General features: G+C 61.8%; 17 protein-coding genes and 1 pseudogene. 6 read left to right on the top strand and 12 right to left on the bottom strand.

The features are described 5' to 3' along the window. Positions 1-55: 55 nt before the first annotated feature. The 4 genes and pseudogenes from HFO99_RS08875 to HFO99_RS08860 form a co-directional block, all read left to right on the top strand. Entirely contained in the window at positions 56-2311 is a 2256-nt protein-coding gene (locus HFO99_RS08875) for an ABC transporter permease (protein ID WP_222360645.1), read from the top strand. Continuing rightward, entirely contained in the window at positions 2304-3086 is a 783-nt protein-coding gene (locus HFO99_RS08870) for an ATP-binding cassette domain-containing protein (RefSeq protein ID WP_222360642.1), read from the top strand. Before HFO99_RS08875 ends, HFO99_RS08870 begins: the two co-directional genes overlap by 8 nt. A gap of 212 nt (positions 3087-3298) precedes the next feature. Next, positions 3299-3589 carry a TetR/AcrR family transcriptional regulator C-terminal domain-containing protein gene (locus HFO99_RS08865; protein WP_315860476.1) on the top strand — a complete coding sequence of 97 codons (291 nt, stop codon included), beginning with the start codon at positions 3299-3301 and terminating at the stop codon, positions 3587-3589. Positions 3590-3802: 213 nt separating this feature from the next. Then, positions 3803-3947 (top strand): annotated as a pseudogene (locus tag HFO99_RS08860) (transposase); the annotation flags it as partial. Positions 3948-4016: 69 nt separating this feature from the next. On the opposite strand, the gene HFO99_RS08855 reads toward HFO99_RS08860, so the two are convergent. Both HFO99_RS08855 and HFO99_RS08850 read right to left on the bottom strand, forming a co-directional pair. Beyond that, positions 4017-4655 (bottom strand): 5'-methylthioadenosine/S-adenosylhomocysteine nucleosidase, encoded by a 639-nt coding sequence (locus tag HFO99_RS08855; RefSeq protein ID WP_017966649.1) that lies wholly within the window; start codon positions 4653-4655, stop codon positions 4017-4019. Beyond that, the gene (locus HFO99_RS08850; protein ID WP_222360640.1) at positions 4652-5101 is read right to left on the bottom strand and encodes a PaaI family thioesterase; all 450 of its coding nucleotides are present in this window, start codon (positions 5099-5101) and stop codon (positions 4652-4654) included. Before HFO99_RS08850 ends, HFO99_RS08855 begins: the two co-directional genes overlap by 4 nt. Before the next feature lie 267 nt (positions 5102-5368). Here HFO99_RS08850 and HFO99_RS08845 point away from each other — a divergent pair, with 267 nt between their 5' ends. Beyond that, a complete protein-coding gene (locus HFO99_RS08845; protein ID WP_222360637.1) occupies positions 5369-6445 on the top strand; it encodes a DUF2252 family protein in 1077 nt (358 codons plus the stop codon). A gap of 118 nt (positions 6446-6563) precedes the next feature. Here HFO99_RS08845 and HFO99_RS08840 read toward each other — a convergent pair whose 3' ends face one another. From HFO99_RS08840 to HFO99_RS08800, 9 genes are all read right to left on the bottom strand, one after another. Next, positions 6564-7643: a DUF1513 domain-containing protein gene (locus tag HFO99_RS08840; protein ID WP_222360634.1), complete on the bottom strand. Its 1080-nt coding sequence runs from the start codon at positions 7641-7643 to the stop codon at positions 6564-6566. A gap of 4 nt (positions 7644-7647) precedes the next feature. Then, on the bottom strand, positions 7648-8748 hold the full coding sequence (locus HFO99_RS08835; protein ID WP_222332497.1) for an imelysin family protein: 1101 nt from the start codon (positions 8746-8748) through the stop codon (positions 7648-7650). Next, complete coding sequence (locus tag HFO99_RS08830) at positions 8748-10286, bottom strand: di-heme oxidoredictase family protein (protein WP_222332496.1); 1539 nt, start codon at positions 10284-10286, stop codon at positions 8748-8750. Before HFO99_RS08830 ends, HFO99_RS08835 begins: the two co-directional genes overlap by 1 nt. Positions 10287-10333: 47 nt before the next feature. Beyond that, on the bottom strand, positions 10334-11611 hold the full coding sequence (locus tag HFO99_RS08825) for an imelysin family protein (protein WP_162115463.1): 1278 nt from the start codon (positions 11609-11611) through the stop codon (positions 10334-10336). A gap of 283 nt (positions 11612-11894) precedes the next feature. Beyond that, positions 11895-13184, bottom strand: coding sequence for an RsmB/NOP family class I SAM-dependent RNA methyltransferase (locus HFO99_RS08820; protein WP_222360632.1), 1290 nt, complete (start codon positions 13182-13184; stop codon positions 11895-11897). A 144-nt stretch (positions 13185-13328) separates the two neighbouring features. Next, complete coding sequence (locus HFO99_RS08815; RefSeq protein WP_011650128.1) at positions 13329-13691, bottom strand: septal ring lytic transglycosylase RlpA family protein; 363 nt, start codon at positions 13689-13691, stop codon at positions 13329-13331. Positions 13692-14096: 405 nt separating this feature from the next. Next, on the bottom strand, positions 14097-14969 hold the full coding sequence (locus tag HFO99_RS08810) for an SDR family oxidoreductase (RefSeq protein WP_222360629.1): 873 nt from the start codon (positions 14967-14969) through the stop codon (positions 14097-14099). Beyond that, entirely contained in the window at positions 14969-16126 is a 1158-nt protein-coding gene (queG, locus tag HFO99_RS08805) for a tRNA epoxyqueuosine(34) reductase QueG (protein WP_222360626.1), read from the bottom strand. The genes HFO99_RS08810 and queG overlap by 1 nt, the downstream gene beginning before the upstream one ends. A 12-nt stretch (positions 16127-16138) precedes the next feature. Next, positions 16139-16831 (bottom strand): glutathione S-transferase family protein, encoded by a 693-nt coding sequence (locus tag HFO99_RS08800; protein ID WP_017966660.1) that lies wholly within the window; start codon positions 16829-16831, stop codon positions 16139-16141. 231 nt (positions 16832-17062) lie between these two features. Here HFO99_RS08800 and HFO99_RS08795 point away from each other — a divergent pair, with 231 nt between their 5' ends. After that, positions 17063-17860 carry an undecaprenyl-diphosphate phosphatase gene (locus HFO99_RS08795; protein ID WP_222360623.1) on the top strand — a complete coding sequence of 266 codons (798 nt, stop codon included), beginning with the start codon at positions 17063-17065 and terminating at the stop codon, positions 17858-17860. Positions 17861-18104: 244 nt separating this feature from the next. Here the strand turns inward: HFO99_RS08795 and HFO99_RS08790 are convergent, their stop codons facing one another. Continuing rightward, positions 18105-18257: a hypothetical protein gene (locus tag HFO99_RS08790; protein WP_003544729.1), complete on the bottom strand. Its 153-nt coding sequence runs from the start codon at positions 18255-18257 to the stop codon at positions 18105-18107. Positions 18258-18532 lie beyond the last annotated feature (275 nt).

Genomic DNA, 18532 nt, shown 5'->3' with positions numbered 1-18532 from the left:
TCGGTTGGCAGAAACGCATCTGGTCGGTAGAAACTCATTTGGTCGGTACAAACTCATGGAGCCCGCCACGACGACATCGCTCGGCCGTGCGCCGCCCCAGCTCGTCGGCGGCTGGGAGGCGGGGCTCCTCATGTTCCTTGCGCTGCTCTATTTCTGCGGGGCAATCGTCAATCCGGCCTTCTTCGGATCGACGGAGGCCCTTCACGCGCTGCTGCGCGATACGTCCCGCGTGGGCATCATCACGGTCGGGATGACTTTCGTCATCGCCAACAAGGATCTCGATCTTTCGGTCGGCTCGACCTACGGCCTGGTCGCCGTCGCCTTCGCCAGGCTTTTTGCCCCGAGCTTTCTCGATTTCGGCGTGATCCAGTCGGTGCTTCTCTGCGTGCTGCTGGGCACGGCGATCGGCCTGATCAACGGCGTGCTCGTCACCGTCCTGAAAGTGCCGGCCTTCATCGCGACGCTGACGATCCTCTTCATCGGCCGCGGCTTCGTGCTGGCGCTGACGCATGGCCAGGCAATCTATTACTCCGACAAGGCGAAAGACCATCCGCTGTTCTTTCACCTGGGCGAGACGAATCTCCTCGGCTTCAACAACCAGATCGCGATCTTCTTCCTCATCGCCATCATCGGGGCCTACGTGCTTGCCAAGACCCGCTGGGGCTATGAGACTTTCGCCACCGGCGGAAACGAGCAGGCGGCGGTCTATGCCGGCATTCGCACACGCTGGGTGCGCATTCGCGCCTATCTGCTCTCCTCGCTTTGCGCGACCCTTGCAGCCCTCCTGTCGGCCGCGCAGGACAAAGGCGTCACCCCTCTCTACGGGGTCAGCTGGGAACTTACGGTCATCGCATCCGTCGTCATCGGCGGAGCATCGATCCTTGGCGGGCGCGGCCGCGTCATCGGGTCTTGCATGGGTGCCGCAGTCGTCGTCTTGATCGACAAGGTGCTGCGCGAGGGATGGCCGATCACGCGCATCGTCGTGATCGACGGTCAAAGCATCGCAGTCGGCGCCAAGTTCACCCTGCCGGCAGGCGCCGTGCTGGTTTTCCTGGGTCTGCTTCTCGTCATCGCCGTGCTGATCGAGCCCGTCCTCATCCGGCGCCAGGTTGCGGCCCGGCTATGGGCCTGGCTCAGCGGCCGGCCGCCGCCGCCGGCCTACGAGACGGGCGGCGTGGCGATCGAAGGTGTCCAGACCAAGGGGGCGATGGCGACCGACACGGCGCTGTCTGCCACCGGGCTCGGCAAGTTTCTCGCCCGCCGCGACGCACTGGCCATCATCCTGACCGCCGTGTTGTGGCTGACGGGCCTCGTGCTCAGGCCGGACTACTGGTGGAACCTGCCCAACACCTTTGCCATCCTGCTCAATTACACCGAATTGGCCCTCATCACCGTCGGGCTCACCTATGTCATCGCAGCCGGCGATATCGATCTCTCCGTCGGCGCGGTGCTTGCCCTTGCCGGCAGCACCGCGGCCTATTTCCTGAAGGTGCTCGGCGCCGATCCGCTCACCGCCGTGACGATGGGCCTGCTTGCGGGGACGGCGGCCGGAGCCGTCAACGCCATGGTCGTCGTCGGCTTCAAACTGCCTGCCTTCATCGCCACGCTCGGCATGTTCTACATTGCCCGGGGGCTCGCCGCCTGGTTCGTCGCGGGACAGCAGCTGACGGGCTGGCCAGAGGGCTATAACCTGCTCGGGCGCAAGGTGAATGACGTTCTCCTGCATTTCGGCCTTGCATTGCCGCCGGGGATCATTCGCACGGTGGCCGAGGTCGTCAGCATCCAGACAATCTGGATGTTTTTCATCGCCGTGATCGCCGGTATCGTGCTTGCCTATACGCCGTTCGGGCTGAAGGTCTGCGCGGCCGGCGGCAACGTGCGCGCCGCCGCTTATGCCGGCATCAACACCAACCGCGTACGCTTCATCGCGCTCATGCTGTCGGCGCTCTGCGCCACCATGGCCGGGATCATCAACATTGCCTATTTTCGCAGCTTCAACCCGGTTGCCGGCCAGTTTCGCGAGCTCGATGCGATCGCTTCTGTCATCATCGGCGGCGGATCGATCTTCGGCGGTTACGGCACGATGATCGGTTCGCTTGCCGGTGCCGCCGTCATCACGCTCGTGCGGGCACTGCTTCAACTCAACGTCCAGGGGTTCAGCATGCCGCAGCACTGGATCAACGTCTTTATCGGCGTCATCCTCATCGTCGCGGTGCTGATCGACATATGGGTGCGCCAGGCCAATATTTTCGGGCGCCTGCGCACCCGGCTGAGAAGAGGTGCGCCAACAGGGGACAGCAGTCATGGCTGACGCGACACCATCCGCGCCGATCGTGGAAATGCGGGGCATCGAAAAAGCCTTCGGGGCCGTGCAGGCGCTTCGCAAGGTCGATCTGACACTGTATCCCGGCGAGATTCTCGGCCTGGTCGGCGACAACTCGGCCGGCAAATCGACGCTCATGAAGATCCTGACCGGTGCTTATCAGCGCGATGCGGGCGATATCCTCGTTGCCGGGCAACCGGTGCGATTCAAGAGCCCGCACGAGAGCCGCGACGTCGGCATCGAGATGATCTACCAGGATTTCGCGCTCTGCGGCAATATGGATGTCGGCCAGAACATCTTCCTTGGCCGCTGGCCGCTCAAAGGCCCTTTCGTTAACAGGCGGAAGATGTATGCGGAAGCCGACAGCGTGCTGAAACGGCTCAAGGTCGACGTGAATTCTGTCTATCAGAAGGTCGAAAGCCTGTCGGGCGGCCGCCAGCAGTCCGTCGCGATCGCCCGCGCAATCTCGTTCGAGCCGCGCGTCGTGATCCTCGACGAGCCGACCGCCAACCTTTCCGTGATGGCGACGGAACGACTGCTCGAAACCATGCTGGAACTGAAGAGGCAGGGCGTTGCCCAGATCATCATCTCACACCGCCTTATCGATATTTTCGCCGTGGGCGATCGCGTCATGGTCCTCAAGCGCGGCGAGTATGTCGGCGATCGTTACATCAAGAACACCGACGAGCATGAAGTACTGGAGATTATCGTTTCCGGCACGCGAGAGAATGCGCTGACAGCCGATGAGGCAAGATCCATTTGAATAGCCACTGTGAATCAGAAGCGAAGGTTGACACCGGTCTGGTGAAACGTATCATGTTGATTGTCGATCGTAATTCGACGCGCAGGTGGGGTCACGACCGGCGCCGATGGAGCATCATGTCAGCCCGGAAACGCTCGCGGCCCTGAAGAGTTTCACAGTGCAAAGACCTTCCTGAGCAAGCGCCGGTCAGAAACGGCTTCGGAGAGGCGTGGCTGACGAACGTCGCGAGGAGGATCCTGGAGCTGCACAAGCAGCCGGAATACTGCGGGTTTCGGCGAATGGTGGTGCCAGACTCCCGCCAATTTCCTTGGATTGCCAAGGAGTTTGCTGCGGTGATGGAGCCCCAAACTGAGAGGCTGGTCCAATATCTCGCCCATATGACCAGCCTGGGCATTCTGGATTGCCGCAATCCTTTGCTTGCGGCTCACCAGTTCGTGGGGATGCTGAACGAGCCATCTCTGTGGCCCTGGATGATCGGTCGCGAAGGCCTGCCCTTAGTCTAGCCGCCGAGGACGTTGTAGAGGAGACGCTCCGGACGTTTCTACATCGATATCGCCTCCCACAATCGAAGGGCAACAGTAAGGACGGCGCGCGATAGCGAGTGGGACCACCGCGGCTATCGTCTTTCGCAGTCGGGTCCTCACTTTCGGGAAGGCGCCCGCTTTAGCAGTGTGCTTTTTGTCAGCTCTTGAAATGCAGGGATGTAACCGAGTTGATTGTCCCGCCACGTCGACGACCGGCGCCAACTTGCCGCCTATGCAGGGTTGGCACCGACACCCTGGCAGCAGGAAAGTCGATCACGAGCCGGGAGTGTCAAAATCAGACAACCCGAGGCTGCGCTCGACGCTCGTTCAGATCGCGTCCCCGGCACTCTGCTTTGCTATCTCCCGACCCCTACACCACCTGCCGGGACACGATCCATTCAGGGGCTCAGAACCAGAAAACCCCATCCTCCAGCGCCGTGAACAGACTATCGACGCCGTAAGAGAGCTTGCGGTCGACGATGTGCAGATATTCGGTCCAGCCCGAAATATGCTGCAGTTCGACGGCGCCGTCGGAAATGCCGCGAAGGCCGATCAGCGGCAGCTTGTAGCCCTGGCAGGCCCGCAGTACCGCATAGGTCTCCATATCGACCATGTCGGCGTCGACGCCCGTATAGGCGGCGCCCGAGATGATGTTGCCGCCGGTGGAAAGGCTTGCTTCGGCAATGCCGGGAATGCGCAGCGGCAGCTCGAGCGTTGCCGGCAGGTCGAGAAAGGGTGTCTTGCCCTTTTCGAAGCCGAGCGGCGAGGCGTCCATGTCGCGGTAGGAAACCGAGGTCACCTGATAGATTTCGGTCTGCTCCAGTTTCGCCGAGCCGGCCGAGCCGAGGGAGACGACGAGATCGGGCAGGTCATCGGCTGCATCCAGCCGCGCCAATGTCTTGCTCAGCGCGATGGCCGCCTCGACCGGGCCGACGCCGGTCATCAAAGGTTCGATGCGCGAACGCAGGAAGGGACCGTATTCGGCCTCCGCTGCCATGACGAAAAGGATGGATTTCCCCGCGACCGATTTCAGTTCGAACTTCATCCCGTAATGCCCTCTCTACCGCGGATCACCATCATCGTTCCGGTCATGGAGGCGATGAGTTTCGCCGGCCCGTCGCTGATCGCGTAGCCTCGCCCGTCGGCGACGATGATGGTGGAGCCGGGTTTGGTGATTTCCCCGCGAAACAGGAAACGATCGCCACGCCCCGGCGACATGAGATTGACCTTGAACTCGATCGTCAGGATCGAGGCCTCCGGGCCGATGACGCTGTAGGCGGCAAAGCCGCAGGCCGAATCGAGCGCTGCGGAAATGATGCCCGCATGCAGGATGCCGTGCTGCTGTGTCAGTTTGACGTCGAAGGGAAGCTCGATCTCGACGACGCCGTGCTCGACGCGCGTCAACTCCGCGCCGATCGTCTCCATCGCCGCCTGCCGCGCAAAATTACGGCGGATTCGCGCGCGGAAATCGCCCCTGTCAGTCTCGCTCATGTCTGCCCCTCTTGCAGCCGCGAAAGTGGCATGGCGCGCCGCGTTCGACAAGCTGGACATTGCTGAAATCGGTCCGGGCGCCGATGGAAACCCGGGACCGTGTCGCCGGGGCAACCCTTCACCTTTCCGTCGCCGTACAAGCCGGCACAGCTGGCCGGTACCGCTCGCCAGTATCGCTCGATTATGGCGATCCAATGCGAAGACGATTGCAGCTTCGCGCGGTGCGCGTATTCTTCGCATCGGGTCGCGAAATGATGGAGCGCCGGCATGACGACGATATCGCAATCGGTGCGGAATTTCGAGACTTGGCTGGCCGGCGAACTCGGCGACGATCTCGTCAAGGACGATCTCAGGGAGAAGCACGAGAAGATGCGAAGCGGCGATTTCGTCTTCCTGCGCGCCACCTATTGGCGCTGGTGCGAGATCATCCTCGATATCTGTCCGGAACTCACAGGCGCGCCCGAGGTGCTGGCGATCGGCGATACGCATCTGGAGAATTTCGGCACCTGGCGCGATATCGAGGGCCGGCTTGTCTGGGGCGTCAATGATTTCGACGACGCGGCGGTGATGCCCTATGCATTTGATCTCGTTCGTCTTGCAACAAGCGCCGTCTTGGCGCGCGGTGACGACGGTCCCTCGGTTCGCATGATCGGCGGATTGATCTTGAGCGGCTATCGCAGGGGCCTTGAAAATCCGCTGCCCGTCATCCTCGAGCGCGACCACAAATGGCTGCGCAAGGCGTTGATGCTGCCGAATTCCGGACGCAGGGAATTCTGGGAGAAATACGAAATGTTGCTTCCCGGCGGCAAGCCGCCGCCGCCAGCCTACGCCAAGGCGCTCGCCGCCGCGCTGCCGTCCGGGGCGGAGCCCTTCGTGCCAAAGCCGCGCAGCGGCGGCACCGGCAGTCTCGGCCGGCCGCGTTTCGTCGCCTATGCCGAATGGCAGGGCGGGCCGGTGCTGCGTGAGGCAAAGGCGCTGCTGCCGTCGGCCTGGTCGCTTCGCCACAGGCCACAGGACGTGGCGATCCATGCAAGCGAGATCGCCAATGGGCGGGCGCGCTCAGCCGATCCGCACTACCGGGTTTCCGGCCGCATCCTCGTGCGCCGGCTCTCGCCGAACAGCTGCAAGATCGAAATCGACCGGCGTCCCGAGATCCTGCTTTCGCCGACAATGCTCGAACTGATGGGCTTTGAGATCGCCAATTGCCATTCCGACGATGCGGCAGCGGTTGCGGCGATCCTGAAGGATCTGGCGGTGCGGGGAAACGAATGGCTGCACGAGGCGGCAAGAGCCGCGGCATCGAGCGTCAGCGCCGAGCAGAAAGCCTATTCGCGTTCCGGCTAGAGCGGTTCAGCTTTTAACGGAAGCGCAGGACCGCTCTAGGCTTTTGTTTTTACGCAATTCCGGACGGAAAACCGCTTCACACTTTTCCTGGAATTGCTCTGAAGCTCTGCTTCTGTGATCAGATCCGCACGATGTGCTGATCCCAGGCGACGTCGCTGCTGGTCGACAGGAAATCGCCGTCATAGGAGGAGACGGCAAAGCCGCTCTTTGCCGGCGCGATGCCCGCTGCATCCGGAATGGTCGCTTCGGCCAGCACCTTGCCCCTCCTTGCGTCGATCGTCACCGAGGCGCCGCCCTTCGGTGAGGTGATGCCGACGAGACCTTCGCTGCGATTGACCGCGATCGCTCCGACGTAATTGGCTAGCCGGCGCGTCGTCTCCTCCGGCAGGTCGATGAAGGTAAGGTCCTCCCCCTTGGCGAAATGGCCGACGAGCGGCGGCAAATCCTTGCGGTGGCCTTCATACTGGCAGGCGAACCAGATGCGGCCCTCGCCGCCGAGATCGACGTGGCGGGTGGAGAGTTCCGCCCATTCCGCCGGCAGCACATGTTTTTCGATCAGCGCCCCAGTCGCCGCATCGATCAGCGCCAGCGACGGCTGCATCTCTCCGAGATTGAGCTTGGTGCGGCCGAAATCCGGATGCGTCTCGATGCCGCCATTGGCGACGATGAGCAGGCGTCCGTCGTCGGAAACCGTCATGTCGTGCGGGCCGATGCCGTAGGTCTCGAATTCGCCGATGCGGGTGAAGCGGTTGGTGGCGTCGTAGAGTCCGATCATGCCGCGATTGCCGTCGAAGTCGTTTTCGCTGGCATAGAGCAGACGACCATCGGGAGAGAAAGCGCCATGACCGTAGAAATGCCGGCCCTCTGGCGAACTGATGGCGACCGGCTCGCCCTTGTTCCGGGGATCGAAGATCATCGCAAAGGTGCCCGGCCGGCGCGCGAAGGCGACCGTCTTGCCGGTGCTGGCGCTGAAGGCCATGCCGTGGGCGCGGGCGGGCAGCGCCACCTGATCGACGATCTCGCCGCGCTCGGTCACGGTCGCAATGGCAAAGGAGCCGTCGGCTGCCCGAATGCCCGAGGCATAGACCGCATCAGTCTGCTCCAGCGCCATCAGCGACCTTGGCGTCAAGGTGGCAAGGAAGCCGAGGCCGGCCGCCTTGACGAAGCTGCGTCGGTTGATCGCGGCACTTCGCATCATCGTCTCAATCTCCGTCCGAAAAGGAAAAGCCGGCCGAAAGGCCAATCGCCGCGCCATATTCGTCGCTGATTCGGGTTATCAGGTCGCGGCTGTCGGCAAGCAGCGTATCGAGCTTGGCCTTCTCTGCATCGCTGGTGGCGACGTCGATGTCGGGATTGAGCTTCGGCACGCTGTCGAGCAGCGATTTGAAGTCCTCGTCGATCGCAGCGGCAATCGGCTGTTTGTCCGGCGGCAGAAGCTCGGCCATGCCGGCCTTCTGCCAGAGCGTGCGCAGGCCTTCCAGATTGGCGGCCATCGATTTCCAGGTATTTTTGGAGCGCCAGTAGATCGCCATGCGCGGCCGTGGCGGGGTGTCCTTGCCCTTGTAGAACTGCTCCAGCCGCTGGTCGCGGACATTCTCCGCACCATGGACGAGAATGCCGAGCAGCGCCGTCACCGCTTCCTTGTTGTCCATGAAATCGTTGCTCTGCGGGCCTGGATGTTTCCAGCTCGCCTGCACGCCGTCGGGTTTTTCCCAGGCGGCGACGACTTCGCCGGCTTCACGCTGGATATTGCCGGCGACCGCCTCGCCGTAAAGGCAGCGGAAGCTGCCTTTCTGCCCGACGAGATCGTTGGAGCCATTGCCGTAGAGCACGTATTCCAGCGCCGTCAGGCCTTGCAGCGCAACGCTCTTGCCGGCGATCGCATCGACCGTCGCATCCTTCGGATCGGCCTTGGCGATCAGCGCCTGCACCTGCTTAAGGCCGACGCCCTTGCGGTCGGGATAAAACAGGATGTGCTCGAAGAGATTGTCCTGGATAACCGGTCCGGTCTGGACGACCTCGATGATCGACCAGTAGCGGATCGTATCGTCGAAGGCGGATTTCGCCTTGTCGAGCGTCTGCTGCGTGCCGTCGGCGCAAAGATCCTTCATCGCCGTCGTTAGCCGGGCGGCCGATTGCTGCATGTTGCGATAGCCGGGACGGATCACCTCGTCGACGGCGCGCTGCATGACGGCGGGAACGGCATCCTCGTTCAGCCCTGCCGGGAGCGCTACGGTCTGGGCGGCTGCGGATGTGGCGAGGCCGATCAGAGTCAGGCAGAGCAGGGGGTGCCAAAGGCGCATCAAAGTGACTCCAGGAATGTAATCAGGGCCGCCCTGTCGTCTTTCGGCAGGGAGGAGAAAGCGTTGCGGGCCTTTTCAGCTTCGCCGCCATGCCAGAGGATCGCTTCGGTGAGATCACGCGCACGGCCGTCATGCAGGAAAAAGCTGTGTCCGCTGACAGTCCGGGTCAGTCCTATACCCCATAGCGGCGGCGTGCGCCATTCACGTCCGCTTGCAAGGCCGACCTGCTGTCCGTCGGCAAGCCCGTCACCCATGTCGTGCAGAAGAAAGTCGGAATAGGGCCAGATCAGCTGGAAGGACTGCGCTTTTTCGGGCGTATCCCGCCGGGTGACGAATTTCGGCACATGACAGGAAATGCAGCCGCTTTCGTAGAAGATCCGCTTGCCCCGCAGCGTCTCGGCGAAGCTTGCCTTGCGCCGTGCCGGAACCGCGAGATTTTCGGAATAGAAGGTGACGAGGTCGAGAATGGTACCTGGCGCCTCTTCTGCGCCCAGCCGTTTCTGCACGCCGGTCGGCATATCAATGCATTTCTCTTCGGCCTTGGTGCAATCGCCCTGTGCATCCGGGTGATCGGGCGTCGAGATGCCGATGTCATTGGCGAAGGCATCGGCACTTTGGTCGCGCACCGTGGCGTTCTGCGCCTTCCAGCCGAACCGTCCGAGCGCAATCTTGCCGCTGCCGTGGTCGCGCACCATCGCAGCCTTCCCCGAAATGCCGTCGCCGTCGGCATCATCAGGATCGGCATGGGCCAGGATATCGGCTTCGGGAATGGTCTCGATCAGTCCGAGGCCGATCATCGCCGAGGCGACACGCGGCGAAGTCGTCGTCGCGGGATCGAGCGGTCCATAGGCGGGATTGACAATCGCATAGCTCGGCCGGCGCAGCGACATGGTCTCGCCGTCGCCGAGCGTCACCCTCTCTTCGTGGTAGCTGATCGCCATCTTCCCCTCGGCAGCAAGGCCGGGAACGGCGAGGTCCTGCAGCTGATGGCCGTAGATCGGATCGGGAAAATTGACGACATCAGCACGCGCAACCGCCTTTTCTTCCCCCGGCGTCCTGGCCGCACGGGAAAGCCGCAGCAACATCGAGGTGGCGCTCGGGCCTCCCTCCGGCGGTCTGCCGCGGCCATCATTGACATGGCAGCTCATGCAGGAGCGGGCGTTGAACAGCGGCCCGAGACCATCGGAGGCCTGCGTCGAGGAGGGAGCGGAAACCCAGAGCTTGCGGAAGAGCGCGTTGCCGAGCTTGAAATTCTGCTCTTCCTCGAAGGGGATATTAGCCGAAATATGCGAGAAGCTGTCCTCGGTGACAGGGTCGATCGAGGTCGTCGCCCCTGCCTGCATCGCTTCGTATTGTTCGGCCTTGGAAAAATCCGTCGTCGGCCGGGTGACGCCGGCGACACGTTGCAGATCGGCTTCGGAAAGGTCGGTGCGTTTCGTCGGCAGATCGAAACCGGCGGCGATGCCGGCGGAATAACCGGTAAGTGTGGCGCAGAGCGCTGCGCTGGCGATCAATCGGCGGGCCGGGGCATGCGACATTTCAGCGTCCGGGCCGCTCCGGCTTTCGAAGCGGCCCGCCTTTTTGCTTATTTGAAGACGGCGTTAGGATTATCCAAGCTGTCGGAACCTTCAAGCTGAACCGTGCCGAGATCGAGTGCGGCAATAACGCGCTGCACCGATTTCGTCTGGTCGATCAGCCCGTCGATGGCGGCCTGGACGACGGCGTTGCCGTCCTTGTTGCCCTCGCCGATCATCTGGTCGTATTTCTCGACGGTCTCGCCGCGCTTTGCCATGGCATTCATCGCATCGAGCGTCTTGTTGAGCTTGCCTTCCACTTCGGCATCGAGCGCCTTGTCCTTGGCGGCCACCAGATCGTGCAGCGACGGGCCGCTGAGCTTGGTGCCGTCGGCGCGGGTATAGTTGCCTGTGTAGGCAGCAGCGATACCGATCGCGTCGTTGAGATGCGAGTTGTAGGTATTGTCCGAGAAGCAATCATGTTCTTCTTCCGGATCGTGCAGCAAGAGGCCGAGCTTCATTCGCTCGCCGGCAAGCTCGCCGTAGGAAAGCGAACCCATGCCCGTCAGGATCGCGACGAGGCCGGCCTTCGGATCGGCTTCGATGTTCTTGGTCGCCGCACCGTCCGGCGTCCAGTTGTCGGTCATTTCCTGCAGGTCGGAAACCAGCAGGGTGGAGGCGGACTTCAGATATTCGGCGCGCCGGTCGCAATTGCCGTGCGTGCAATTCTTGAGGTCGTAATCGGTTGCCGGGCGGTCGCCGGCGCCAGGGCCCGTGCCGTTCAGATCCTGACCCCAGAGCAGGAATTCGATGGCGTGATAACCGGTCGCGACATTGGCTTCGATGCCGCCGGCCTCGGCGAGCGTGCCCGAGAGGAATTCCGGCGTCAGCTTGGAGGCGTCAACATCCTTGCCGTCGATCTTGATCGTCTTGTTGGCGATGACATTGGCCACATAGAGAGAGTTTTCGTCGCTCTCGGTGCCGTAGGAGGCATCGACATAGTCGATCAGGCCTTCATCGAGAGGCCATGCGTTGACCTTGCCTTCCCAGTCGTCGACAATCGGATTGCCGAAGCGATAGACTTCCGTCTGCTGGTAGGGAACACGCGCCTTGATCCAGGCCTCCCTGGCGGCCTTGAGCGTCGCGTCGGTCGGCGCCTTCAGGAAGGCGTCGATGGCGGCGTCGAGCGCCTTGGCCGTCGTCAGCGAGTCTTCGTATTTCGCATGCGCCACGTCGGCATAGTGCTTCACGACGCTAGCGGCATCGGTCTCGGCATGCGCGGGAAGGGCGAGCAGGGCGGCGGGGGCGATCGCCAGCACGGCTGCGCGGAATTTGCGGTTGAGCTTCATGATCCTCTCCTGTGACGGATTTTCCGTCTGCCGCATCGGCCCAAAAATCGGAATCGATTTTCGGAAAGCACGATGCGTCGATTCAAAGTGTACAGCGTCCTTTGCGCGTCTGATAAGACGCGCGGCGCTGTCATCGGGCTCCGTCTCTTCGCGCAAAAACAAACTGGTGTCAAACACTCTAGTTTGGAATGATTTTAAGAATGGACAGGCGTAGCTAACCGGTCATTTTTGAACGGCATTTGCTTGAAAAACCGGCAGTTGTGGAGGCCTCCGCTAAGTCGCTTCAGCCGTTCCGCCGCATGCGGCAGAAGAAGAAGCCATCGGTATCGGTGGAGGCGGGGGTCAAAGTCACCGACAGGCCGTCGGAAGAGTGTGGATGCGGGGCGTCCTTGCCGAAGAGTTGATCCCAGGCAGGCAGGGCACTGACGATCTGAAAATCAGGATTATCAGCCGTGAAGCGGCGCGCCTGTTCCTCGTTTTCCCGAGGCAGGACCGAGCAGGTCACATAGATCAGGTCGCCGCCTGATTTGACGAAGCTGCTCGCCTGCGCCAGCGCGTCCTGCTGCTGGGCGGTGCGCTCGTCGAGGTTCTTCGCCGTCAGCCGCCACTTCGTATCGGGGCGGCGGCGCCACGTGCCGGTGCCGGTGCAGGGTGCGTCGACCAGCACCTTGTCGCAGCGTCCGGCAAGGGCGGAGAGCGCCCTGGCGTCGTCATGCACCTGGACATTGCGCGTGCCCGCCCGCTTCAGCCGCTCGATGATCGGCGCCAGCCGTTTGCGATCGGCGTCATAGGCGTGAACCTGTCCCTTGTTCTGCATGGCCGCCGCCATGGCGAGCGTCTTGCCGCCGCCGCCGGCGCAATAGTCGAGAACCTGTTCGCCATCATGGGCGAGCACCAGATCAGCGACGATCTGCGATCCCTCGTCCTGAACTTCGAACCAGCCTTTTTGGAACGAAAGCTCGGCTGTCACGTTGGGGAGACGCGAGGCGCCTTCGCCGGCGGCAATCCGGATGCCGTAGCGGGCGATCTTCGCTGCATGCGCGTCGGCCCTTTCGAGCGCCTTGACGACCTTGTCGCGGGAGGCTTTGAGCAGGTTGGCGCGCAGATCGAGCGTCGGTCGGGCGGCTAGTGCCTGTGCCTCGGCGAGCCAGTCGGCGCCGAAGGCCTGTTCGAAGGAGGATTGCACCCATTCGGGAATATCGCCGCGAATATGCGGCGGCGCATCGTCGAGCGAGCGGCTTTGAAAGGCCGCAACGGCGTCGGCCGAAAGCGGCGCCGGCGCAAACTTGTCATCCGCCAGCTCAGTGGCAAGACTGTCTGGCGTGAAACCCCATTGGCGGAACATGACAGCATGGGCAATGGCCGCAGCACTGTCGTCATCCATCAGCCAGGCATGGGAAAGCCGCATGCGCAGTGCGTCATAGACGATGTTGCCGATCGCCGCACGATCTCCGGAGCCGGCGAAGCGGTGCGCGAGGCCCCAGTCCTTCAGCGCGTCGGCGACGGGCCGCTTGCGGGCGTCAATGTCCGCGAGCACAGAAATCGCCCCTTCGAGGCGGCCGCCCAGACGCATTAAAATGTCTCCTGTTGCCGTGGCGTGTGAACGATCAGCGCAAACGCGAGTGTCACGCAGTCGTTTGTTCACAAGTCTCAACCGGGTGGTAACCGCGATTGACGGCAAGAGCAAGCGCCGCTTCCGGCGCAGTCAATGGCGGCCTCAGCTGACGACCTGGTAGCAGACCTTCGCAGTGCCGGAGCTCACCATGCCGATATTCTGCGCGGCGGCACGCGACAGGTCGATCACGCGACCGCGGATGAACGGACCACGATCGTTGATACGAACGACGACGGTGCGGCCATTGTTGCGGTTGGTGACCTTCACCTTGGTGCCGAAAGCAAGCGAACGATGTGCGGCAGTCAAGATGGCAGGGTTCATACGTTCCCCGGAAGCAGTTTTGGAGCGAAGTGCGTACCATGAAGCACCGCCACAACCATTGCCAGCAAAACCCTCCGCCGGAAGCATGGAAGAACAGGCTGCAATAGTTACAGCGGCGATAATAGAACGACGTATGTTCTTCAAAACAGAGTATCCCTCAACTATTGAACTCACGCCCTTGCAGGCGGCGGGGCTTAAATCTGTGAAAAAGTGGCGAAAAAGTGCCGCAGTTGTTCACGGAATATTACAATCTGTAACATGCGTGAGCGGGATGTCCAGATTCCGGGAATGCACGCCGCGCCAAGGCGTGGAAAAAACCTAATAAAATCAGTTAAAATCTGAACAAATATTCCGGATGGTTAGTTAACGCCTCGGCGTTCACGAAAATCGCGAAAATATTTTTCCGATTTCGCCATATTTGCTGCCACATTTGGGCAAATTCAAAGGCCGTTAACCATAAGATGCGGCGAAAATTGTCCGGCCAAAGCGGGAAAGTAGGAATTTCCTACTCATTTTGGGTGAGTGTATCCGTCGAGACAGGACCGGGTTCTACTCCCGACGCCAGCGTCCGTCCCGCCACAATTGCGCAAGCGACATAGGATAGGTCGGGAAGGAAAATGCGAAGCCGGCGGCCTTCAGTTTCGCATTCGAAACCCGTTTGTTCTCGCCGTAGAAAGTGCGCGCCATCGGCGTCAATTCGGCGGTCTCGAACGCCTGCTCCGGCGGCGGTTCGACGCCCATCAGGCGGGCTGCCTCGACGATCACATCCTGCGGCGGGCCGGGCCGGTCGTCCGTGACATTATAGATGCCGCCGAGGCCGCGCTCCGACAGGAAGCGTGTCGCCGCACCGATATCCTCGACGCGGATGCGGTTGAACACCTGGTCCTTCTTGATCAGCCGTCGCGCCGTGCCCTTGTCCAGATTGCAGAAGGCGTTGCGTCCCGGCCCATAGATGCCGGAAAGGCGCAACACCGCCGCCGGCACGCTGCGCTCCCGGCCCATCGCCAGCCAGCCCTCTTCCGCCTCGAGCCGCTCGGTCGACCGTCCGGAAACGGGCACGCACGGCGTTTCCTCACTCACCCAGGCGCCCTGGTGATCGCCATAGACGCCGACGGTCGAGAGATAACCGATCCATTCGAGCTTCGGCAGCAGGCGTGCGCCGTCTTTACCGAGCAGCCGCAGCAGTGGGTCGGCCTTTCCAGGGGCGATCGACTGCACCAGATGGGTGACGCCTTCCAAGGCTTGGCAGAGCCCCTCTTCCATGCTCTCGCCGTCGAAAAGGAATGCTTCGATGCCGTTCCGGCGGAGCGCTTCCACTTTGTCAGGTGAGCGCGTGGTGCCGGAAACACGCACGCCGTCGCCGGCAAAGGCCCTGGCGATTGCCGTGCCGGAATAACCGCAGCCAAAGATCATCACATGCATCAGCCCACTCCCGCCAATCGCCATTCGTTCAATACGTCGTCATCTCGCTCATCCGCCCTTTGTGCGGCAAAGGCCGCAAATTCGCCAGCCTCCATCAGCCGTGAAAGCGCCCAGACCGCCATGCCGCGCACCACGGGTGAGGGATCCTCCGAAAGCCCGCGACAGCGCCCGATGAGCGCCGTCTCGCCGGAATTGCCGGCGGCGATCAGCACATTGCGGATAAAGCGGTCGCGGCCGATCCGCTTCACCGGCGAGCCGCTGAAAAAGGCACGGAAGGCGGCATCATCGAGTGTCAGCAGAAAGGCGATCGACGGCTCCTTCAGATCATCCCGCGCCTTGAGCTTCATCTCGGAGGCGGAGCTTGCGAACTTGTTCCAGGGACAGGCGGCAAGACAGTCGTCGCACCCATAGATGCGGTTGCCGATCAGCACGCGCAGATCGGCGTCGATCGGCCCCTTGTGCTCGATGGTGAGATAGGAGATGCAGCGCCGCGCGTCGATCTGATAAGGCGCCGGAAAGGCGGCCGTCGGACAGATGTCGAGGCAGGCGCGGCAGGAGCCGCAATGATCGGTCTCGGCTGCGTCGACCACAAGATCGGCGGTGGTGAACATCGTGCCGAGAAACAGCCAGGAACCGTGAACGCGGCTGACGAGATTGGTGTGTTTGCCCTGCCAGCCGAGCCCGGCCGCCTCCGCCAGCGGTTTTTCCATGACCGGCGCCGTATCGACGAAGACTTTCACATCGGCGCCCGCCCGCGCTGCAAAGCGCGTGGCGATCTCCTTCAGCCGGCCCTTGATGACGTCGTGATAATCGCGGTTGCGGGCATAGACCGAAATGGCCGCCTTGTCCGGCTTGTCGAGGATAGAGCTAGGATCTTCATCAGGGGCGTAATTGAGGCCGAAGACAACGACGGAGCGCACCTCGCTCCAGAGTGTGCGGGGATCGCCGCGCCGGTCGCGCGTCTCCGCCATCCAGTCCATCGTCCCGTGGCGTCCGGCATCGATGAACTGACCGAGGCGCTCTTTCGCCTGCGGGATCGCATCCGGACGCGTGATGCGGCAGAGATCGAAGCCCTTGGCGGCAGATTCCGCCCGAACGAACTCGGTCAAATTGTCGCGGCGACGGCGCTCTTTGTCGTCATTGTCAGGTTCGGGCATGAAGAGCCCTCGTCAGAAGTCCAGATCGGCATAGTGTGAAACCGGTGTCAGACCGCGCACGCGCTCGGTCAGCATCGGCCGGAAGGAGGGACGCGACTTCAGCCGCTGGTACCAGTCCTTGACGACCGGCGAATCCGCCCACTCGATTTCGCCGAGATAATCGAGGATCGAGATCGAGGCCGCGGCGGCAAGGTCGGCATAGCTCATCCGCTCGCCCGCCAGCCATTGACGCGAGCCGGCAAGCCAGGTGAGGTAGCGCATATGCTGGCGGATATTCGCGCGAGCCGTGCGCAAAACCTTCGAATCCGGCGCTCCGCCGCCCTGATCGGCGCTCATCTGCAACTTATAGACACGCTCGCGCGCGAGCGGCTTGGTCACGTCGTTTTCCATCTTCTGCATGAACCATTCGGTCAGCCGGCGGATTTCGGCCCGCTGGAAAGGGTCTTCGGCGAGCAGCCGCCGGTCGCGCTTCAAGACGCCGTGCGTCTCGTCCAGATATTCGGAGATGACGCTCGCGCCGCAAAGCGCGCGCATGCTGTCGTCGACATAGACCGGCAGCGTGCCGGCCGGATTGAGCGCCAGGAAATCCCGGCGCTTCTCCCATGTCTGCTCGTCGATCAGATCCGCCTGATAGCCGTATTCCGCCAGGATCAGCCGGACGAAGCGAGATGCGGATGACATGGGATGATGATAAAGCGTGGGCATCGATACTCGGGCGTTGTGATTGCTGTTACAGGACTGTGTGGCAGCTCGAAATAGCGCCCTAGTCATGACTCATTGGTTGAAGCTATAGGAGTTTGACTCCGCCAATACAAGCGAATCGGATTTTTCGGGCCATCTGATAATGGCGAAACACGGTCTAACGAACGAATGGAAGCGGCAGCCTGATCGGCCCAAGCGCTCAGGCACGACCGAACTTTAAACCGGAGACAATGTATGGATTATATAAATGCTGCAATTCTCGGTATCATAGAGGGGATCACCGAGTTCCTGCCGATCTCGAGCACCGGTCATCTGATCATTGCCGAGCAATGGCTTGGACATCGGTCGGACATGTTCAACATCGTCATTCAGGCGGGCGCCATCCTCGCCGTCACCATCATCTACTGGCGTCGTCTGCTGGATCTGGTGCTTGGCTGGCGCGACCCCGCCAACCGCGATTATGCCGCCAAGCTGATCGTCGCCTTTCTCATCACCGCAATTCTCGGACTTATCGTCAAGAAGCTCGGCTTTGAACTGCCGGAGACCGCAACACCGATCGCCTGGGCGCTCATCATCGGCGGTATCTGGATGATCTTTGCCGAGTGGGCCGCCGCCCGCAGGCCGCCGCATAAAGAGATCACCTGGCTTGTCGCCATCCTGGTCGGCATCGCCCAGATCGTTGCCGGCGTCTTCCCGGGAACCTCGCGCTCCGGCGCCACGATTTTCGTCGCCATGCTGGCCGGCACCGGCAACCGCGCTGCGGCGACCGAATTCGCCTTTCTCGTCGGCATACCCACAATGTACGCCGCAAGCGGCTATGAATTGCTGAAGACGTTTAAGGATGGCGGAGCGGCGGGCGAAGACTGGACGGCGCTCGGCATCGCCTTCGTCGTCTCCACGATCGTCGCCTTCATCGCGGTCAAATGGCTGCTGGCCTATATCAGAAGCAACCGGTTTACCCTGTTTGCCATCTACCGCATCATTCTCGGTGTTTTGCTGCTCGGCATGGCCGCGACCGGCTTCATCGCCTGAGACATCCGTCTTGCATTTGCATTCGCGCATCTCCCGGCGCGAATGCAAATGTCCCGTCGGACGGCACAAACGGGCACCCGATTACCGGCAAGCTGCCGATCTCTTAGTTAGTCATTGAGGGGATACACTCCCGTCGCCCTTTTGATGCAGGCGAGACGTAACGTTCACTGTGGAGCGCCCTGTTTCCGGCGTCCGATCGACTGCTTGCTTGGAGCAAGATGCCGGCGCAGGGCCAGGCTTTTCGTCAATGGATGATCGAGGCCGTCGAGCAAGGATCGACGCCGTAGGCCGGCGAGCAATCGCCCTTCACCGCCGCGACCGAACCGGGCGCAACGAAAGAGCCTGCAAGGATAACCAGCGCCGCACACGCAAACAGGAGCGCGATTGACTTGCCCATCGAGAATTGCCTTTCACAGTGATTGCCGCGCGCGACCGCAGGTGTTGAGTCCGTTGGAAGACGCGCGGGTTTGGTAGTCAGTGGAATGGCAAATAGCAATAAACGTTCCTGCTAAATTTGGCGTTAATTCCACAAAATTTCCGATGCGTCTTTTATGCAACGCCGCTGAATATGCCGAGCACCAGAACACTTCAAACTTGCGCCGGGCTTTGCGGGACACGGCAACGCCAAAAGGCCGCCCGCGGGATCCGCAGACGGCCAAATCTCATCGTCTG

It is taken from the genome of Rhizobium leguminosarum (assembly GCF_019798305.1).
Classification (GTDB): Bacteria; Pseudomonadota; Alphaproteobacteria; order Rhizobiales; family Rhizobiaceae; genus Rhizobium; species Rhizobium leguminosarum_U.
The sequence above is the reverse complement of the archived record's forward strand: the minus strand, read 5'-3'. Positions and strand labels throughout refer to the sequence as shown.